We start from the raw sequence: 15,959 nt of genomic DNA, 5'->3' as shown, positions 1-15,959 counted from the left end.
TCAAAAAAAGAAAAAAGCTTCCATATCGGAAGCCCGCGGCGGGTGTTACTGGTTCTCCAGTTCTTCTTTACTGACGAGTGTGACTAAAGCGTTTACAGCCTGCTCGGCGTCCGAACCCTCTGCACTGATGTGAACTTCCGTACCCGTGCTGATAGCCAAGCTCATAATACCCATAATACTCTTGGCATTCACCTTCTTCTCGTCCTTCTCCACGAAGATCTCCGAAGAGAATTTATTCGCTTCCTGAACGAACAATGCCGCCGGTCTAGCATGAAGGCCTGTTTTCAATTTGACGACTACTGGGCGTCTCGACATGCAACCATTACCCCCTAAATCTTTGAATTCCAATAATAATTAAAGGGCAGAACGCCCTAAAAAAGCGATTTTTAAAACATTATAGCATTTTTCGGCAGATTGCACTAGAAAAATTGAGAAATTACACAAAAAATCTATATTTGACTTGACGTCCAATCAAGATTTCCTCAGCTTCTCCGCCAGTTCATCGATTTTGCGAAGACGGTGGTTGACGCCCGACTTGCTCACGCTGCCCTTGAGCAGTCCGCCCACCTCACTGAGATTCATATCGGGATGCTGCAGCCGAATTTCCGCGACCTCGCGCAGCTTCTCGGGCAAGTTGTTCAGGCCGATCTCCTTCTGCAGCAGACGGATGTTGTCGATCTGCCGGACGGCCGCCCCGATCGTCTTGTTCAGGTTCGCCGTCTCGCAGTTGACGAGCCGGTTGACCGAATTACGCATGTCCTTCATGATCCGGACGTCCTCGAACCGGAACAGCGCCTGGTGCGCTCCGATCAGACTGAGAAACTCAATGATTTTCTCGCCTTCCTTGATATAGAAGACGAAGCCCTTCTTGCGTTCGATGCACCGGGCGTTCAGATCGAATTCGTTCGCCAGCTTGCACAGCTCCTGGCAATGCTCCTCATACATCGACGAAATTTCGAGATGATAGGAGGAGCCTTCCGGATTGTTGACCGATCCCCCGGCAAGGAAGGCGCCGCGCAGGTAAGCCCGCTTGCAGCACGCCTTGCGGATAATTGTCGGCTCGATGCCGTCCGTGAAGTTGAAGCCTTCGGAGACGATATGAAGCTTAGACAAAATATCCTGCACCTGGCTCGGTACGCGGACGATGTACACGTTGTTTTTCTTCAGCCGCATCTTCTTGCGGACGAGCAGCTCCGTGTGCACCTTGAACGTCTTTTTGAGCAGCGAATAAATTCTTCTGGCAATGGCAGCATTCTCCGTGGAAATATCGAGCACGATCTTCTGCGACGTCAACTGCACCGCTCCGTTCATCCGGATCAGCGCCGACAGCTCCGCCATCTCGCAGCAGGAATCGGTCTCGATCATCGTAAGCTCTTTCTTCGTTTGGGCGGCGAAGGACATGGGAATCACCTCTTCTTGAACATCCAGCTCTCCACCAGTTGATAAATATGCTGACTCAGCTTATCGGCGTCATGCCGCAAATACGTGCGGAAGAGCACCAGCCGGTCGGCGATGACTTTGTAGCCCTGCTTCGTTACTTCATCCAGATCCAAATGGACGACCCTCGCGCCCTGCTCCGCATACAGATTCTGCACCTGCTCCGGAATTTCTCCGTTGTTGACGATGACGTAATCGAACAAATCGTGGCCTACGTGGTCGCGAACCGCTTTCAAATGGTCGCTGACCTTGTAATCGTCCGTTTCGCCGGGCTGCGTCATGACATTGCAGATGAAAATCTTCAGCGCATCGGACTGCACGACCGCCTCCGCGATTTCCTTCACGAGCAGATTGGGCAGTATGCTCGTGTACAAGCTGCCGGGACCGACCAGAATCGCGTCCGCCCGTTCCAGCGCCTCGAGCGCTTCGGGCAAGGGCGAAGCATCCTCAGGCTCGATCATAACGCGTTTGATGACGCCGCCGGCCTTCGGAATCTTGGACTCCCCCTCGACGGTGGAGCCGTCCTCCATAAGCGCCTTCAGCACGATCGGGTGGTTGGCCGCCGGGAGCACCCGACCCTGAACAGCGAAGACGCGGCTCAGCTCCCGCACCCCGGTAACGAAGTCGCCTGTAATATCGCGCATCGCCGCCAACATTAGGTTGCCCAAACTGTGGCCGGCTAAACCGTTCCCCTTCTCGAAACGGTATTCCAGCAGCCTCGTCAGCAGCGGCTCGACGTCCGACAAGGCGGTCAGTACGTTGCGGATATCGCCCGGAGGCACCATCGCCAGCTCCGAGCGGAGAATACCTGAGCTGCCCCCGTCATCGGCTACGGTCACGATCGCCGTAATATCCACCGGTTTCTGCTTCAAACCGCGGAGCATGACGGACAATCCCGTACCCCCGCCGATCACGACGATGCGGGGCTTATAATTTTCTCTGTCTTGCGGAAGGGTCATCGCCTCACCTCTACCCGATCGCGTTCCGAGTCGCGGTGACTGACGCGGACAACCTCCGTTTCGCTGTTTCCAAGCACCTTGCCGAGATATTCCGCAATAGCCACGGAGCGGTGCTTTCCTCCGGTGCAGCCGATACCGATGACGACCTGGCTCTTGCCTTCCTTCTTATACTGAGGCACTAGGAAATGCAGCATATCCAGCAGCTTCACCAGGAACTCCTGCGTCTCCGCCCACTTCATGACATATTCATACACGTCAGGATCGAGACCGGTGTTTGGGCGCAGCTGTTCGATATAATGCGGATTGGGCAGGAAGCGGACGTCAAAGATAAGATCCGCATCGATCGGCACGCCGTATTTGAACCCGAAGGAGATGACATTGATCGCAATGCCGCCGCCACCCGAATTGTTGAACCGGGAGATGATGCGCTCCTTCAGCTGAGCCGGCTTCAGACTGCTGGTGTCGATGACCTGCGTAGCCAGCCCCTTTAGCTCTTCGAGCAGCGTACGCTCTTGGTGGATGCCCTCCAGAGGCCCTTCCGTAGGCGCGAGCGGATGCTTGCGCCGGCTTTCCTTATAACGCTGGACGAGAACGGAATCCGTAGCGTCGAGGAACAGGATCTCGTAGGTCAGCGTGTAGTTCTCATCCAGATAACGAAGCGACTCCGAGAGCGAAGTGAAAAATTCGCGTCCGCGAAGGTCGATGACGAGCGCCACTTTGCCGATCCGGCCCTTGGACTGCTCGATCAGCTCGGCAAATTTGGGGATCAGAACCGGGGGGAGGTTATCCACGCAGAAAAAGCCCAAGTCCTCCAAGCTCTGAACGGCGATCGTTTTGCCGGCCCCGGACATGCCCGTAATGATGACCAGCTTCCCGAGGGAATGCGCTTCTTCCATGGTTTCTCACTCCTCGTTATCCTTGATTTCGTACTCTATCTGTTACCCGTGAAGATTTAGCCCGGCTGCGCCGACGACGCCCGCATCGTTGCCGAGTACGGCCGGAACGATATCGACGCCTTCTTTGGCCGTCTCCTGAGTGGAATCCTCATAATACTTGCGAATGGCATCGAACAGAATGTCTCCCGCCTTAGAGACGCCTCCGCCTACAATATAACGCTGCGGATTGATGACGACGGATACCGCAGCCATCGACTTGCCGATATACATGGCCGCACGGTTAATAATGCGCAGGCTGACCTCGTCGCCCGTCTTGGCGGCATCGAACACATCCTTGGCCATAATGTTCTCGACCAAGGCCAGTGAAGTATGCTCGCCGCGCTCAACCGCTTCCTTGGCCATCCGGATAATGCCCGTTGCGGACGATACCGTCTCGAGACAGCCTTTTTTGCCGCATCCGCAGTCGATAGCTTCAAGATCCGGTACGACGATCATATGGCCGAGCTCGCCGGCCATACCGCTATAGCCTTGATAAATGCGGCCGTTGATAATGATGCCTCCGCCTACACCCGTGCCGAGCGTATAGCACACGACGTTCGGAATGCCCGCGCCGGCGCCGCTCCATGCTTCTCCGAGCGCCGCCACATTGGCGTCATTGTCGATTTTCACGGTCTTTCCGAGCTTCTCCTCGAGAATCTTCTTCACCGGCACATTGCGCCAGCCCAGATTCGGGGACAACTTGACGAAGCCCTCCGGAATGTCCATGAACCCAGCGATTCCGGCCCCGATTCCGGCTACCTGTTCCCACGTGTAAGGGGATTCGGACACTAACTTGCGCACATATTGCGCAATATTCTCGAGCACCACATCGGCGCCGTGCTCGGTCCCCGTCGGGCCTTCGTAGGTTTGCAGAAGCTTGCCCTGCGGATCGCACAATCCCACTTTAATCGTAGTACCGCCTAAATCGACACCTACATACACTTGGTCTGTCATTCCGATTGTTCACCTCTACCGATAGTTCAGCGGCGCTTGACGCCTGCCTATATGTCATTATTGGTTTACGTATGAGACAAATGCTCCTTACCCCACTATAAGGCAACCCAAACCGTAGGTCAAGACAGTCGGGGCATCCGGCGGACGGAGGAAAAAACCAGATTTGGCGCAGGCTCCCGCAGGATCGGGGCGGGACATTTAGTATCCCGGAGGTTGACCAAAAATTAATTATGCCGCTTCGATGAATAAACGAAGAAGGCCCCGATCCGCGAAGAATCGGGATTTTTACAGGTGTAGGCAATCTTTTTTAAGTTGATAAAAATTTATAAGTTTTTCGTGGCTTATAGCTTCGCATCAACCTTGATAAACGCGCTGGTCCTTGTAAGACAAGGACGGCGTAGCCATTTATTTTGGTTAACTTTTAGTAAGTGACTTGATTTTTGTTAACGAATGATTTATCTTAATATTAAGATTTAACCGAAAGGGGGCTGCCGGTGACAACGCCAAAGAACGACGCGCTTCATCTGTTCGTCGTACTGTCCCGCGCTTCGCAATGGGTGAGCGCTCATGCCTTCCGGGATATCCGCCTCAGCGGGCTGAACCCGACCGAGTACGGGGTGCTAGAGCTTCTGTACCATAAAGGACCTCACCCGCTGCAGCAAATCGGCGACAAAATTTTGATGACCAGCGGGAATATTACCTATGTGGTCGATAAGCTGGCGAGCAAAGAGTTGGTCGTCCGGACGCCGAGCCGGGACGACCGGCGGGTCAGCTTCGCGGAGATTACGCCCAAGGGACGGAAGCTCATCGAGGAAGCTTTTCCCCGCCATCAAGCGGTGCTTGAGAACGCCGTGCAGGGCTTGACTCCCGAAGAGCGGCAGCAAGCCATACGGCTGCTCAAGAAGCTCGGCATGGCGGCGCAAGAACAATATACGAAATCATTAGGAGGCGAATGACATGCAAGTTATGGTATATACACCGGCCATGCAGGCCGTTGGCGCTTTTGACGGCGGAAACATTACGGAGCAGAAGCCGATCGGTTTTCCGGGCGAAGGCTCGGTCGTGAAGGGTGTCGGCCCGTTGTTCTACTGGGCTTGGGCGCATACTAAGCAGGAAGGATATATCGGGCTTCACCCGCATCAAGGCTTTGAAATTATCACTTATGTCGTCGAAGGAACGGCCGAACACGGCGATACGCTGGGCACCCGCAGTACAGTTGGTCCGGGCGGCGCCCAAGTGATGCAGACCGGCTCCGGCGTATCCCACGAAGAGCGGTTCATCGGCCCGGATATGGAGGGCTTCCAAATTTGGTTCGAGCCGTACTTGTCGGAAGCGGTCAAACGGCAGCCGACCTACAGCCAGTTTGAGCATGAGGCCTTCCCGATAACCTCCGGCGAAGGCTATACCGTGAAGACGGTCATCGGCGGCGAAGCCCCGATCAAGCTTGTGGCCGAAGCCCGCATGTGGGATGTCGAGGTGGGTTCCGGAGGCCGTTTCACGCATACGATTCCCGCGGGCCATACGCTCACGGCACTGGCCATTCGCGGAGACGCGGCTTGGCACGCGGGGGACGCCGTTACGGCATTCCCACACAAGAGCTTTGCCCTCCTTCGCGCCGATCAGGATACTGAGGTGACCCTGGAAGGCTCGCCGGAAGCGGCCCGCGTCATTCTCATCGAGGTGCCGACCAAGGTCGATTATCCGCTGTATCCGAAGCGTTAATGCCTAACCGAAGAGCATCCCGGGCCCGCGTGTCTTGCGCGGCCGGGATGCTCTTTGCGCTTCCCCGGGCATTAATAAAAGCGGGCCCCCGTCGCCGGGTAACCCGCTTTATTAGCCCTCTGCCGCCTGTTACAGCGTTTTGCTCCAGTCATGAACCATATGGCCGTCGAGGAATTTCTCGGCTTCCAGTGCCGCCATACAGCCGCTGCCGGCCGCCGTGATCGCCTGCCGGTACTTGCTGTCCTGCACGTCGCCGCAGGCGAATACGCCTTCGACGTTCGTCATGGTCGTGCCCGGCTTCACGATGATGTAGCCCAGCTCGTCCGTCGTGATCTGTCCCGCCAGAAAATCCGTGTTCGGCTTATGCCCGATCGCCACGAAGATGCCGTCGGTTTCGAGGATTTCTTCCTCGCCGGTTTCGTTATTCTTAACCTTCAGGCCGGTTACGCCCTTATCTCCGGAGATGACCTCCAGCGGCGTGCGGTTTAGGCCCCAAGTGATTTTGCCGTTCTCCCGCGCACGGTCCTGCATGATCTTCGATGCGCGAAGCTCATTACGGCGATGTACGAGCTTCACTTCCGTCGCGAACCGCGTCAAGAAGTTCGCTTCCTCCATCGCGGAATCTCCGCCGCCGACGACGATGATCTTTTTGCCGCGGAAGAAGAAGCCGTCGCATGTAGCGCAGGTGCTCACGCCCCGGCCCATGCTTTCCTTCTCGTTGGTAATGCCGAGCAGCTTCGCCGATGCGCCGGTCGAAATAATAATCGATTCCGCCACCAGCTCGCCCATGCCCTCCACTTGGAGCTTGAACGGACGCTGCGACAAATCGACGCTGTTCACCCAGCCGGTCTTGAATTCGGCGCCGAAGCGCTCCGCTTGCTTACGCATATTAGCCATCAGCTCGGGACCCAGGATGCCTTCCGGGAAGCCCGGGAAGTTCTCCACTTCCGTGGTCGTGGTCAGCTGACCGCCCGGCTCCGGGCCTTCGATGACCAAAGGCTTCAGGTTAGCGCGCGCCAAATAAATGGCCGCCGTCAGCCCGGACGGGCCCGTTCCGATTACGATTGCTTTATACATCTCACTACTCCTCCTATCGTCTCTATCCCGAGTACCGCTGCGAGCTCATGCCGCATCGATCCATCGGTTATTCCTTAGGCGAATCCAATGGGCCGAACTTGCTGAATATGGCGTCCATTTTCTCCTTCAGTCCGCAGGCTTGATCGATCAGCTTCGCATTCTTGCTGATCGTCGCTACGGATACGTCATAGCGCTCCGCCGCTTCCTGGTACGTGATCGGCCTGCGATGCATCTTGGCTGTCAAATATTCAAGCGCGGCCGCCCAGCCTTCGACCTTCGTCATCTTGGGCACATCCGGGAATACTCGCGTTAAATATTCTACCCAAAGTGTCTGAAGATCGTACTGCTGCACCATATCGTAGCGGCGGGCCATATGCCGGAGCGCCGTCTCCATGACGGTCTGCCACCTTCGGTTCCACACGGGCAGGCCCGGCGATACGGGCACGGCCGATACCGCCAGCTCTTTGCCGTCGATCACTGCGGGCACCGGCTCCTTCACCCCGATGCTGCGCAGCACGAAGAGCGCCACCTTCTTAAGATAATCGTCCTCGTCCCGCTGCAATACGAACTCTCGAAGTGCATCCTTCACCTCATCGTCGCCGATCAAGGCGAAGGCCTGAATGACCTGAAGCTTTGTATCGTTATCGCCGTGCCGCAGCGCCCAGAAGAAGGAAGAACGGACGAGCGGGTCGCGCTTCAGATTGTCCGGCAGCCCCTCGCCGGAGCGTTCCAATCCCCTGAATTGCTCTTCGAAGGGCAGGTGGTAATGATAGCCGATGGACGGCTTCACCACTTCGCCGCGGTGCTTCTTCAGGAGCGCCAAATAGAACTTCGGAATCTCCGAGCCGGGATCGAACTTCTCGGCTTGCTTCCACTGACGCTCGGCTTCCTCGAAACGCTTCGTATTGTAGGCCGCCACCGCTGTATAGTGAAACAGACACGGGTCCTGCCCGGCTTCACCGGTTTTGAGCAGCCGCTTAAACAGCGAAAAAGCCTTCTCATGCTCCCCCAGAATGCCCATTGTGGTAGCCAGCTTAAAAACATGGTCCTGGTGAAATGGGTACGTCTTCCGCAGCAACTCAAGCAGCTCCGACAGCTTCTCCCGGTCGTCGAAATGCTGGTAGAAGATAGCCAAATTACATAACGCATGCAGGTTGCCGGGCTCGAGCTCCAGCACTTCGCGGATCATGTCGACGGACTTGTCGAAATGGCCCATATAATAGTAGGCAAGCGCCAGATTGTTGCGCGCCGCCATAAAATCCGGATGCTTCTTGACGATCCGCTCCAGGATGCGCACCGCTTCTCCGAACCGTCCTTCTTCGAGCAGAGAGCGCGCCCGGTCATGCTCAAACAACCCTTCGCGGCTTTTGATGGTCGTCAGCTTCGTCGGCCGGTCCAGCTCATAGCTGAGCAGCTCCATCATTTCCTCGGATTCCTCGAGGAATTGCCCTGTCGGGTCGTTCTCCAAATAATGAATGATCGCTTTCTCCGCCGATTCGTAATTCTCCATATTGGCGAAATTGTTCGCCATATAGAAGTAGCATTCGGTCATGGTCGGGTCAATCCGGTCGAGCACATTTTGCAGAATACGGTTCGATTCCTCGTAATTCCCGAGTTCGGACAGCAGCCCGGCCAAATTGCAATGGTTGACCGGATTGTCCGGCTCATACTCCGCGGCGCGGCGAAAATACTTTAATGCCTTATCATAATGATATCGGTCCAGGGACTGAACGGCTTTTTCGAAAAAGAACGTAGCATCCATATGCATCGGGATGACTTTCTTGCTGGTTGGCGGGGACACACGTTGTTTCTTCTCCATGATCAAGGCACCTCCGTTACGCGTCCGGCATGGAATGGGAAACCGGAAACCTAATGATTCCTAAGTATAACATACTCCGGCCCAAAACCGTAAAGGTTTCGGAGCCGGAGTTGCATGGAAGTGCGTATTAAATTCCGCCGTATTTGAACAGGGAGCTGATGGAACCGCCTTCTTTGATAATGCGGATCGCATCGGACAGCAGGTGGGCGACAGACAGCACCTTGAAGCGGTCCGAATGATCATCCGGAATGGCGATCGAGTCGGTGATGATGACTTCCTTGATGTTTGGATGGTCCAGCCGCTGAAGCGCCGGGCCCGAGAACACCGGATGCGTCGCCAAAATGTACACGTCGTTCGCGCCGCGCTCCTTGAGACCTTCCACCACGTTGACGATCGTTGTCCCCGTGTCGATCAGATCCTCGATGATGACCGGCGTACGGCCTTCGACATCGCCGATGACGTGGGTCACGACGGCTTCGTTATGCGCGTAACGCTTCTTGAACATCATGGCAATCGGAGCTTCCAGCACGTTGGCCAGGTTCTCCGCTCTTGTCACGCCGCCGGCGTCCGGGGAAACGACGATGAGGTCCGGGATGTTCTTTTTCTTGATGTGATCGCTCAGCAGGTCGAGCGCGGTCAGATGATCCACAGGGATATTGAAGAAGCCTTGGATCGCAGGCGCATGCAAGTCGATCGTAATCACGCGGTCGGCTCCGGCGGTCGTCATCAAATCCGCAACCAGCTTGGCTGAAATCGGCTCTCGCGGCGCCGCCTTGCGCTCTTGACGGGAATAACCATAGTAAGGGACGACAAGGTTAACGGTTCTGGCCGATGCCCGCTTCGCCGCATCCATCATCACAAGAAGCTCCGTGAAGTGCTCGTTGATCGGATGAGAGAACGTCTGTACCAGAAACACATCGCAGTTCCGGATGCTTTCTTCATAAAGGCAGTAAATTTCTCCGCTTTTGAATCGGGAAAGCTTGATCTGGCCGAGAGGCACTTGAAGCTCTTTGCAAATTCGCTCCGCCAGCTTCGGGTTGGAAGAACCCGAGAAAATTTTCACTTTGTCGCTATACATGGTTACCTCCGCTTTTTGCTTGTGTTGCATGAACCGTCGAACGGAACATTGGGAACGCATTTATTTAATTTTTGTTAATGTTGTATCATTCTTTTTTATTATACAATAAATCATTAGAAACCAATAGGCATCATAGACCGTTTACGGCGCCTAAATGTGGCTAATTCGTTAAAACCGACGGATCTCAATATCTCGACGGCCTGATCCAAATACTGGGCAAGCCGTTCCGGCTGGTGTGCGTCCGACCCGATTGTAACAGGAATGCCAAGCTCTAACGCGGCTTCCAGCATTCTCCGGCTCGGGAACATCTCGTTTACGGGCATGCGAAGCCCGGACGCATTGAGTTCGATGGCGAGGCCCGCCGCCTTGACTGCCTCCAGCGCTTGGCGCTCCAGATGCTCGGTGCTGCGCTCCGGTTTGAAGCCGAACCGCTTGATTACGTCAATGTGGCCGATGTAATCGTAAAGCCCGGTCCGGGCCGCCTTCTGCACGGCGTCGTAGTACTGCACATAAACTTCGTAAGCGTCGCGGTCCTTCCAGCCGTCTGTCTGGCGGTAATCCGTAATGTCCCATTCCCCAAGAAAATGGACCGAGCCGATCACATAATCCCACGGGTACGCCTCGACGATCCGGCGGATTTCGGATTCCCAGCCCTCAATGTAGTCGCCTTCGAGACCGACGCGGATATCGATCCGGTCCTTATATTTCTCCTGCAGCCGGAACGCCTCTTCGACGTAGCGGGGCAGCTCGTCCATCGGCATCGCCATGCCGGGCAAATACGTTTCGGGGTTTACATGGAGCAAGGGCATATGATCGGACAGGCCCAATTGGGTCAGTCCGATCTCTATGCCCTTCTGCACATATTCCTCGAGCTCGCCCGACGCATGTCCGCAGCGGACGTGGTGCGTGTGGTAGTCGATCATGTGTCCTCCCGCGTTGTTTTAAACCCGTGCTTCCCCCGCCCACCGTTTCCGAACAAAACAAATACCTGCGGTCGCTTTAGAAAAAAGGTTTCTTCATTGAAATGGTTCAGTAGGTGAAACCTTTTTTCAAATGCGAACGGCATCCGCCTCCTACGGCACTTGTTTTGTCCTCCAACTACGACGGAAATCCGACAGGTTAAATAACAACGCCTGTTTTTTATTTTTTAGTATTATGGCGTTTGTCGAGCTCGCCGAGCACGTCGTCGAGCGGGAGCTTGCGCTCGCGGAGGAGGACCATGAGATGGAAGATCAGGTCGCTCGCCTCGCAGCGGAGCTCGTCGTTGTCCTTGTTCTTTGCGGCGATGATGACTTCGGCCGTTTCTTCGCCGACTTTTTTGAGGATCTTGTCTACGCCCTTCTCGAAGAGATAGGTCGTATAGGCGCCTTCCGGGCGTTCGGCGTCGCGCTGAGCGATGACGGACTCGAGCTTCGAGAGCATCGCGAAGCGGTCGGCTTGGCCCGCAACGGTAACCGCTGCAGCCTCCCCTCCGGCGAGGGCTCCGGCTTTTACTTCATTGTGGAAGCAGCTGTATTGCCCCGTATGGCACGCCGGACCGGTCTGGTCGACGAGCACGAGCAGCGTGTCGCCGTCGCAATCGTAGCGCAGGCTGCGCACCTTTTGAATATGACCCGAGGTCGCGCCTTTATGCCACAGCTCGCTGCGCGAGCGGCTCCAGTACCAGGTTTCGCCCGATTCCACCGTCAGCTTCAGCGACTCTTCGTTCATGTACGCCATCATCAGTACTTCTTTGCTGGACGCATCCTGCACGACGGCAGGCACCAGGCCTTGCGCATCCCACTTGACTGCCCTCAGCAGCGCCTCCAAGCTTTCTACCGTTACGCCCGCTTGCTGAACTTGTTCACTCACCGGACTTCCACTCCTTTGCCCCTCAGCTCGTTTTTGACTTCTTCGATGGTGATTTCCTTATAGTGAAAAATGGTGGCCGCCAGCCCCGCGTCCGCTTTCCCTTCCGCAAACACGTCGTAGAAGTGCTCCTTCTTCCCGGCGCCGCCCGAAGCGATGACCGGGATCCGCACGGACTCCGAAACGGCGCGGGTGAGCGGCAGATCGAAGCCGTCCTTCGTCCCGTCCGCATCCATGCTCGTCAACAGCAGCTCGCCAGCGCCCATCTCTTCCATGCGCTTCGCCCATTCGAGCGCGCGGATGCCCGTAGCATTCCGTCCGCCGTGGGTGAATACTTCCCACTCGCCCCACTGCGGGTTAAACCGCGCGTCGATCGCCACGACGATGCACTGCGACCCGAAGCGGCGCGCGCCGTCTGCGACAAGCTGAGGATTTTTGACGGCCGCGGTGTTGATCCCGATCTTGTCCGCGCCCGCCCGCAGCAGGCGCTTCATGTCGTCCACGCTGGCAATGCCGCCTCCGACCGTGAACGGGATCGTAATTTGGCCCGCCGTCTGCTTCACGACCTCTACCATCGTCGCCCGTCCTTCATAGGAGGCCGAGATGTCGAGAAACACGAGCTCGTCCGCCCCTTCGCGGTCATAGATGGCGGCCAGCTCGACCGGATCACCGGCGTCCCGCAAATTCACGAAATTGACTCCCTTGACGACACGCCCGTCCTTGACGTCAAGACAAGGAATAATCCGTTTGGCCAGCATATGTTCCTACCTCCTCCATTTCGGAAAAAAGACAACCGGCTCCCCGGCTGTCCCGCTTCCCTTATACAAGGCTCAGCGCTTCCTCCAGCTTGATGCTGCCGGTATAGAGCGCCTTGCCGACGATTGCGCCGCCCACACCCGACAGCGCATGCTCCGCCAGCTTCTGCAAATCGGAGTACTGGCTCACGCCGCCCGAGGCGATGACCGTTTGACCGGATACCTTCGCCAGGTTTAAGATCGCTTCCACGTTCGGTCCGCCCATCATCCCGTCGCGGGAGATGTCGGTGAAAATAAACGTCTTCGCGCCCTGCGCCGCCAGCTCCTTCGCTAGGTCCTCGGCCTTCACCTCGGACGTCTCCAGCCAGCCGCGCGTCGCGACATAGCCGTTTCGAGCATCGATGCCGATCGCGACCTTCTCGCCGTGCTTCGCCAGCACCTTGTTCACAAACTCTCGGTTCTCGATCGCCGCCGTTCCGAGAATGATGCGGGACACGCCAAGCGACAGCAGATGATCAACGTCCTGCTCCGTGCGGATGCCGCCTCCGACCTGAACCGGAACGTTCACGGCCTGCGCGATCTCGCCGATCAGCTTGTCATTGACCGGATAACCGGCCTTGGCGCCGTCGAGATCCACCAGGTGAATCCATTTCGCCCCTTGCGCTTCCCAGGCTTTCGCCACCTCGAGCGGGCTCTCGTTATACACGGTCTCTTGGTTGTAATCGCCTTGAACCAGCCGTACGCATTTGCCGCCGCGGATGTCGATCGCGGGATAAACGATAAATGAAGACATTCGTTAAGCTCCTCTCAACTAAACCCAAAAAGTTACTGCGCAGCCGCTCCCGGCCCGCCGCACATCGCCAAGAAATTCCCAAGCAGCCGCATGCCGACGCTGCCGCTTTTCTCCGGGTGAAACTGCATGCCGTATACGTTGTTCCGGCCTACGATCGCCGTCACCGGTCCAAAGTAATCGGTTGTCGCCAGCAGGTCAGACGTCTGCTCAGGCAGCGAATGATAGGAATGCACGAAGTACACGTGCCCCTCTTCCAGATCGCGGAACAGCAGGCTGGGCTGGCGGAAGTCGAGCCGGTTCCAGCCCATATGCGGCACCTTGTAATCGCCCTGGAACCGGACGACCCGCCCGGGCAGCAGGCCGAGCCCTTCGTGCCGCCCGTGCTCCTCGCTGCTGGTGAAAAGCAGCTGCATACCGAGGCAAATGCCGAGCAGCGGCTTGCCGCTCCCCGCAAATCGCTTCACCGCTTCATCCAGCTTCGTCTCACGCAGGTTCTCCATCGCATCGCCGAACGCGCCGACGCCGGGCAGAACCGCGCCGTCCGCCTCAAGCAGCTCGCGCTCGTCCGTAATGATCTTGTACGCATAGCCGAGACGCTCGACGGCCGAGCTGACGCTGTGCAGGTTGCCCATGCCGTAATCGATAATCGCGATCATCGCTTACAAGACCCCTTTCGTGGAGGGCACGCCTTTCACCCGGGGATCGATGCTCGTCGCTTCGTCCAGCGCCCGCCCGAGCGCCTTGAACACGGCTTCCACCATATGGTGGGTATTCTGGCCGTAATGGACGATCACATGCAGCGTGATGCGTGCTTCCAGCGCGAATTTCCACAGGAACTCATGAACGAGCTCCGTCGTGAAGCTGCCGACCGTAGCGGACGGATATTGCGCCCGGTACTCCAGGTGCGGACGGTTGCTGATGTCGATCGCCACTTGGGCCAGCGCTTCGTCCATCGGCACGAATACGTTCGCATATCGCTTGATCCCGCGCTTATCACCCAGCGCTTCCCTCAGCGTCTGGCCGAGACAAATGCCGATATCCTCGGTCGTATGATGATCGTCGATCTCCACGTCACCCTTGGCGTCTACCTTCAGATCGAACTGGCCGTGCTTGGTGAACAAATCCAGCATATGGTTCAAGAACGGCACATCCGTCTCGATCTCCGACTTGCCTTCCCCATCGACGTTAAAGCTCAGCTTTATATCCGTTTCATTCGTACGGCGCGCGATTTCGGCGCGGCGCTCTCGTTGCAGCTCCTGTTCAGCCACGGGCATTCCCTTCCTTCTCCAACCGAATTTGAATCGCTCTTGCATGCGCCTCCAGACCTTCGTGGCGGGCGAGCGTCATGATCTTCTCCCCGTCGCGAAGCAGCGCTTCCTTGCTATAGTAAATCACGCTCGATTTCTTGATGAAATCGTCCACGTTCAGCGGCGACGAGAAGCGCGCCGTACCGTTGGTCGGCAGCACGTGGTTCGGTCCCGCAAAATAATCCCCAACCGGCTCCGAGCTGTACGGTCCGAGGAAGATCGCGCCCGCATTCTCGATCGCGCTCAAATATTGGAACGGCTCCCGCACCAGAATTTCAAGATGCTCAGGCGCCAGCCGGTTCACCGCGTCGACACCCTCCGCGAGGCTTGCGACCGTCAGAATCGCGCCGTAATCTCGGATCGACTTCTCCGCGATCTTCCGCCGCGGCAACAGAGCCAACTGCCGGTCCACTTCCAAACGAACCGCTTCGGCCAGCTCCGCCGACGGCGTGATGAGAATCGCGGAGGCCATCTCGTCATGCTCCGCCTGCGACAGCAGGTCGGCCGCAATGTAGCCCGCGTCGGCCGAATCGTCCGCCAGCACGACAATCTCGCTCGGGCCCGCGATGCTGTCGATGTCTACCGCGCCGAACACATACCGCTTGGCCAGGGCGACATAGATGTTGCCCGGCCCTACGATCTTGTCCGCGGGCGCGATCGACTCCGTGCCGTAGGCGAGCGCCGCTATCGCTTGCGCTCCCCCGACCCGGTAAATCTCCCGCACGCCCGCTTCCGCCGCCGCCACGAGGATGTGCGGGTTAATCCCCTCCACGCCCGCCGTCGCCGGTGGCGTGACCATCACGATCTCGGGCACTCCGGCCACCTGTGCGGGGATCGCGTTCATCAGCACGGAAGACGGATAAGCGGCCTTCCCGCCCGGCACATACAGTCCGACCCGGCGAAGCGGCCGGATCACTTGGCCCAGGATGCTGCCGTCGGCCTGCAGATCCATCCAGGACGTGCGCATCTGCTTCTCGTGGAAGCGCCGCACGTTGACCGCCGCCTCGCGGATCGCGGCGAGGAAGCTCTCGTCCACCTCGCGGTACGCGGCCTCGATCTCCGCTTCCGTCACGCGCAGCTCGCCCACGCGGACGCCGTCGAGCTGCTCCGCGAGCCGCCGAAGCGCGGCGTCGCCTTCTTGGCGCACCTCTTCGATGATGCGCTTCACGCGATCGTTCTGCTCCGCCGAGCCGTATTCCACTTCCCTCTTCAAAGCAAATTCTGATGCTGGCACTATTTTCATCTCAACGCCGACCTCCTTAGCTTCCGAACTTC

At 57.3% G+C, this 15,959-nt stretch carries 17 protein-coding genes; 2 read left to right on the top strand and 15 right to left on the bottom strand.

Annotated features, from left to right (window positions below; translation table 11 throughout):
• Positions 1–45: 45 nt before the first annotated feature.
• The 5 genes from O9H85_RS16155 to O9H85_RS16135 all read right to left on the bottom strand — a co-directional run bounded on the left by O9H85_RS16155 (position 46) and on the right by O9H85_RS16135 (position 4,285).
• Entirely contained in the window at positions 46–315 is a 270-nt protein-coding gene (locus tag O9H85_RS16155; RefSeq protein WP_010500412.1) for an HPr family phosphocarrier protein, read from the bottom strand.
• A 156-nt stretch (positions 316–471) separates the two neighbouring features.
• Positions 472–1,401: a DNA-binding protein WhiA gene (gene whiA / locus O9H85_RS16150; protein ID WP_269882448.1), complete on the bottom strand. Its 930-nt coding sequence runs from the start codon at positions 1,399–1,401 to the stop codon at positions 472–474.
• Positions 1,402–1,406: 5 nt separating this feature from the next.
• Positions 1,407–2,396, bottom strand: coding sequence for a gluconeogenesis factor YvcK family protein (locus O9H85_RS16145; RefSeq protein WP_269882447.1), 990 nt, complete (start codon positions 2,394–2,396; stop codon positions 1,407–1,409).
• Entirely contained in the window at positions 2,393–3,292 is a 900-nt protein-coding gene (gene rapZ, locus O9H85_RS16140) for an RNase adapter RapZ (protein ID WP_269882446.1), read from the bottom strand. Before rapZ ends, O9H85_RS16145 begins: the two co-directional genes overlap by 4 nt.
• 42 nt (positions 3,293–3,334) lie before the next feature.
• On the bottom strand, positions 3,335–4,285 hold the full coding sequence (locus O9H85_RS16135) for an ROK family glucokinase (protein WP_269882445.1): 951 nt from the start codon (positions 4,283–4,285) through the stop codon (positions 3,335–3,337).
• A 494-nt stretch (positions 4,286–4,779) separates the two neighbouring features.
• Between O9H85_RS16135 and O9H85_RS16130 the strand changes: the two genes are divergently transcribed.
• Together O9H85_RS16130 and O9H85_RS16125 are read left to right on the top strand one after the other, a co-directional pair.
• Positions 4,780–5,241, top strand: a complete 462-nt coding sequence (locus O9H85_RS16130) for a MarR family winged helix-turn-helix transcriptional regulator (protein WP_269882444.1) — start codon at positions 4,780–4,782, stop codon at positions 5,239–5,241.
• A gap of 1 nt (position 5,242) precedes the next feature.
• Positions 5,243–6,007 carry a pirin family protein gene (locus O9H85_RS16125; RefSeq protein ID WP_269882443.1) on the top strand — a complete coding sequence of 255 codons (765 nt, stop codon included), beginning with the start codon at positions 5,243–5,245 and terminating at the stop codon, positions 6,005–6,007.
• A 129-nt stretch (positions 6,008–6,136) separates the two neighbouring features.
• On the opposite strand, the gene trxB is transcribed toward O9H85_RS16125, so the two are convergent.
• The 10 genes from trxB to hisD form a co-directional block, all read right to left on the bottom strand.
• Entirely contained in the window at positions 6,137–7,084 is a 948-nt protein-coding gene (gene trxB / locus O9H85_RS16120; RefSeq protein WP_269882442.1) for a thioredoxin-disulfide reductase, read from the bottom strand.
• 67 nt (positions 7,085–7,151) lie between these two features.
• Entirely contained in the window at positions 7,152–8,903 is a 1,752-nt protein-coding gene (locus tag O9H85_RS16115; protein WP_269882441.1) for a tetratricopeptide repeat protein, read from the bottom strand.
• 127 nt (positions 8,904–9,030) lie between these two features.
• Positions 9,031–9,981 carry a ribose-phosphate diphosphokinase gene (locus O9H85_RS16110; protein ID WP_269882440.1) on the bottom strand — a complete coding sequence of 317 codons (951 nt, stop codon included), beginning with the start codon at positions 9,979–9,981 and terminating at the stop codon, positions 9,031–9,033.
• A gap of 113 nt (positions 9,982–10,094) precedes the next feature.
• A complete protein-coding gene (hisJ, locus tag O9H85_RS16105) occupies positions 10,095–10,904 on the bottom strand; it encodes a histidinol-phosphatase HisJ (RefSeq protein WP_269882439.1) in 810 nt (269 codons plus the stop codon).
• A 217-nt stretch (positions 10,905–11,121) separates the two neighbouring features.
• On the bottom strand, positions 11,122–11,832 hold the full coding sequence (hisIE, locus tag O9H85_RS16100; RefSeq protein ID WP_409348153.1) for a bifunctional phosphoribosyl-AMP cyclohydrolase/phosphoribosyl-ATP diphosphatase HisIE: 711 nt from the start codon (positions 11,830–11,832) through the stop codon (positions 11,122–11,124).
• The gene (gene hisF / locus O9H85_RS16095) at positions 11,829–12,587 is read right to left on the bottom strand and encodes an imidazole glycerol phosphate synthase subunit HisF (RefSeq protein ID WP_269882438.1); all 759 of its coding nucleotides are present in this window, start codon (positions 12,585–12,587) and stop codon (positions 11,829–11,831) included. Before hisF ends, hisIE begins: the two co-directional genes overlap by 4 nt.
• Positions 12,588–12,648: 61 nt before the next feature.
• The gene (gene hisA / locus O9H85_RS16090; protein WP_269882437.1) at positions 12,649–13,377 is read right to left on the bottom strand and encodes a 1-(5-phosphoribosyl)-5-[(5-phosphoribosylamino)methylideneamino]imidazole-4-carboxamide isomerase; all 729 of its coding nucleotides are present in this window, start codon (positions 13,375–13,377) and stop codon (positions 12,649–12,651) included.
• Between the two features lie 32 nt (positions 13,378–13,409).
• A complete protein-coding gene (gene hisH / locus O9H85_RS16085; protein ID WP_269882436.1) occupies positions 13,410–14,033 on the bottom strand; it encodes an imidazole glycerol phosphate synthase subunit HisH in 624 nt (207 codons plus the stop codon).
• Between the two features lie 3 nt (positions 14,034–14,036).
• Positions 14,037–14,651 carry an imidazoleglycerol-phosphate dehydratase HisB gene (gene hisB / locus O9H85_RS16080; protein ID WP_269882435.1) on the bottom strand — a complete coding sequence of 205 codons (615 nt, stop codon included), beginning with the start codon at positions 14,649–14,651 and terminating at the stop codon, positions 14,037–14,039.
• Positions 14,638–15,927: a histidinol dehydrogenase gene (hisD, locus tag O9H85_RS16075; protein ID WP_269882434.1), complete on the bottom strand. Its 1,290-nt coding sequence runs from the start codon at positions 15,925–15,927 to the stop codon at positions 14,638–14,640. Before hisD ends, hisB begins: the two co-directional genes overlap by 14 nt.
• Between the last annotated feature and the right edge of the window lie 32 nt (positions 15,928–15,959).

It is taken from the genome of Paenibacillus gyeongsangnamensis (assembly GCF_027533625.1).
Classification (GTDB): domain Bacteria; phylum Bacillota; class Bacilli; order Paenibacillales; family NBRC-103111; genus Paenibacillus_G; species Paenibacillus_G gyeongsangnamensis.
This window is presented reverse-complemented; position numbering and strand designations above follow the sequence as displayed.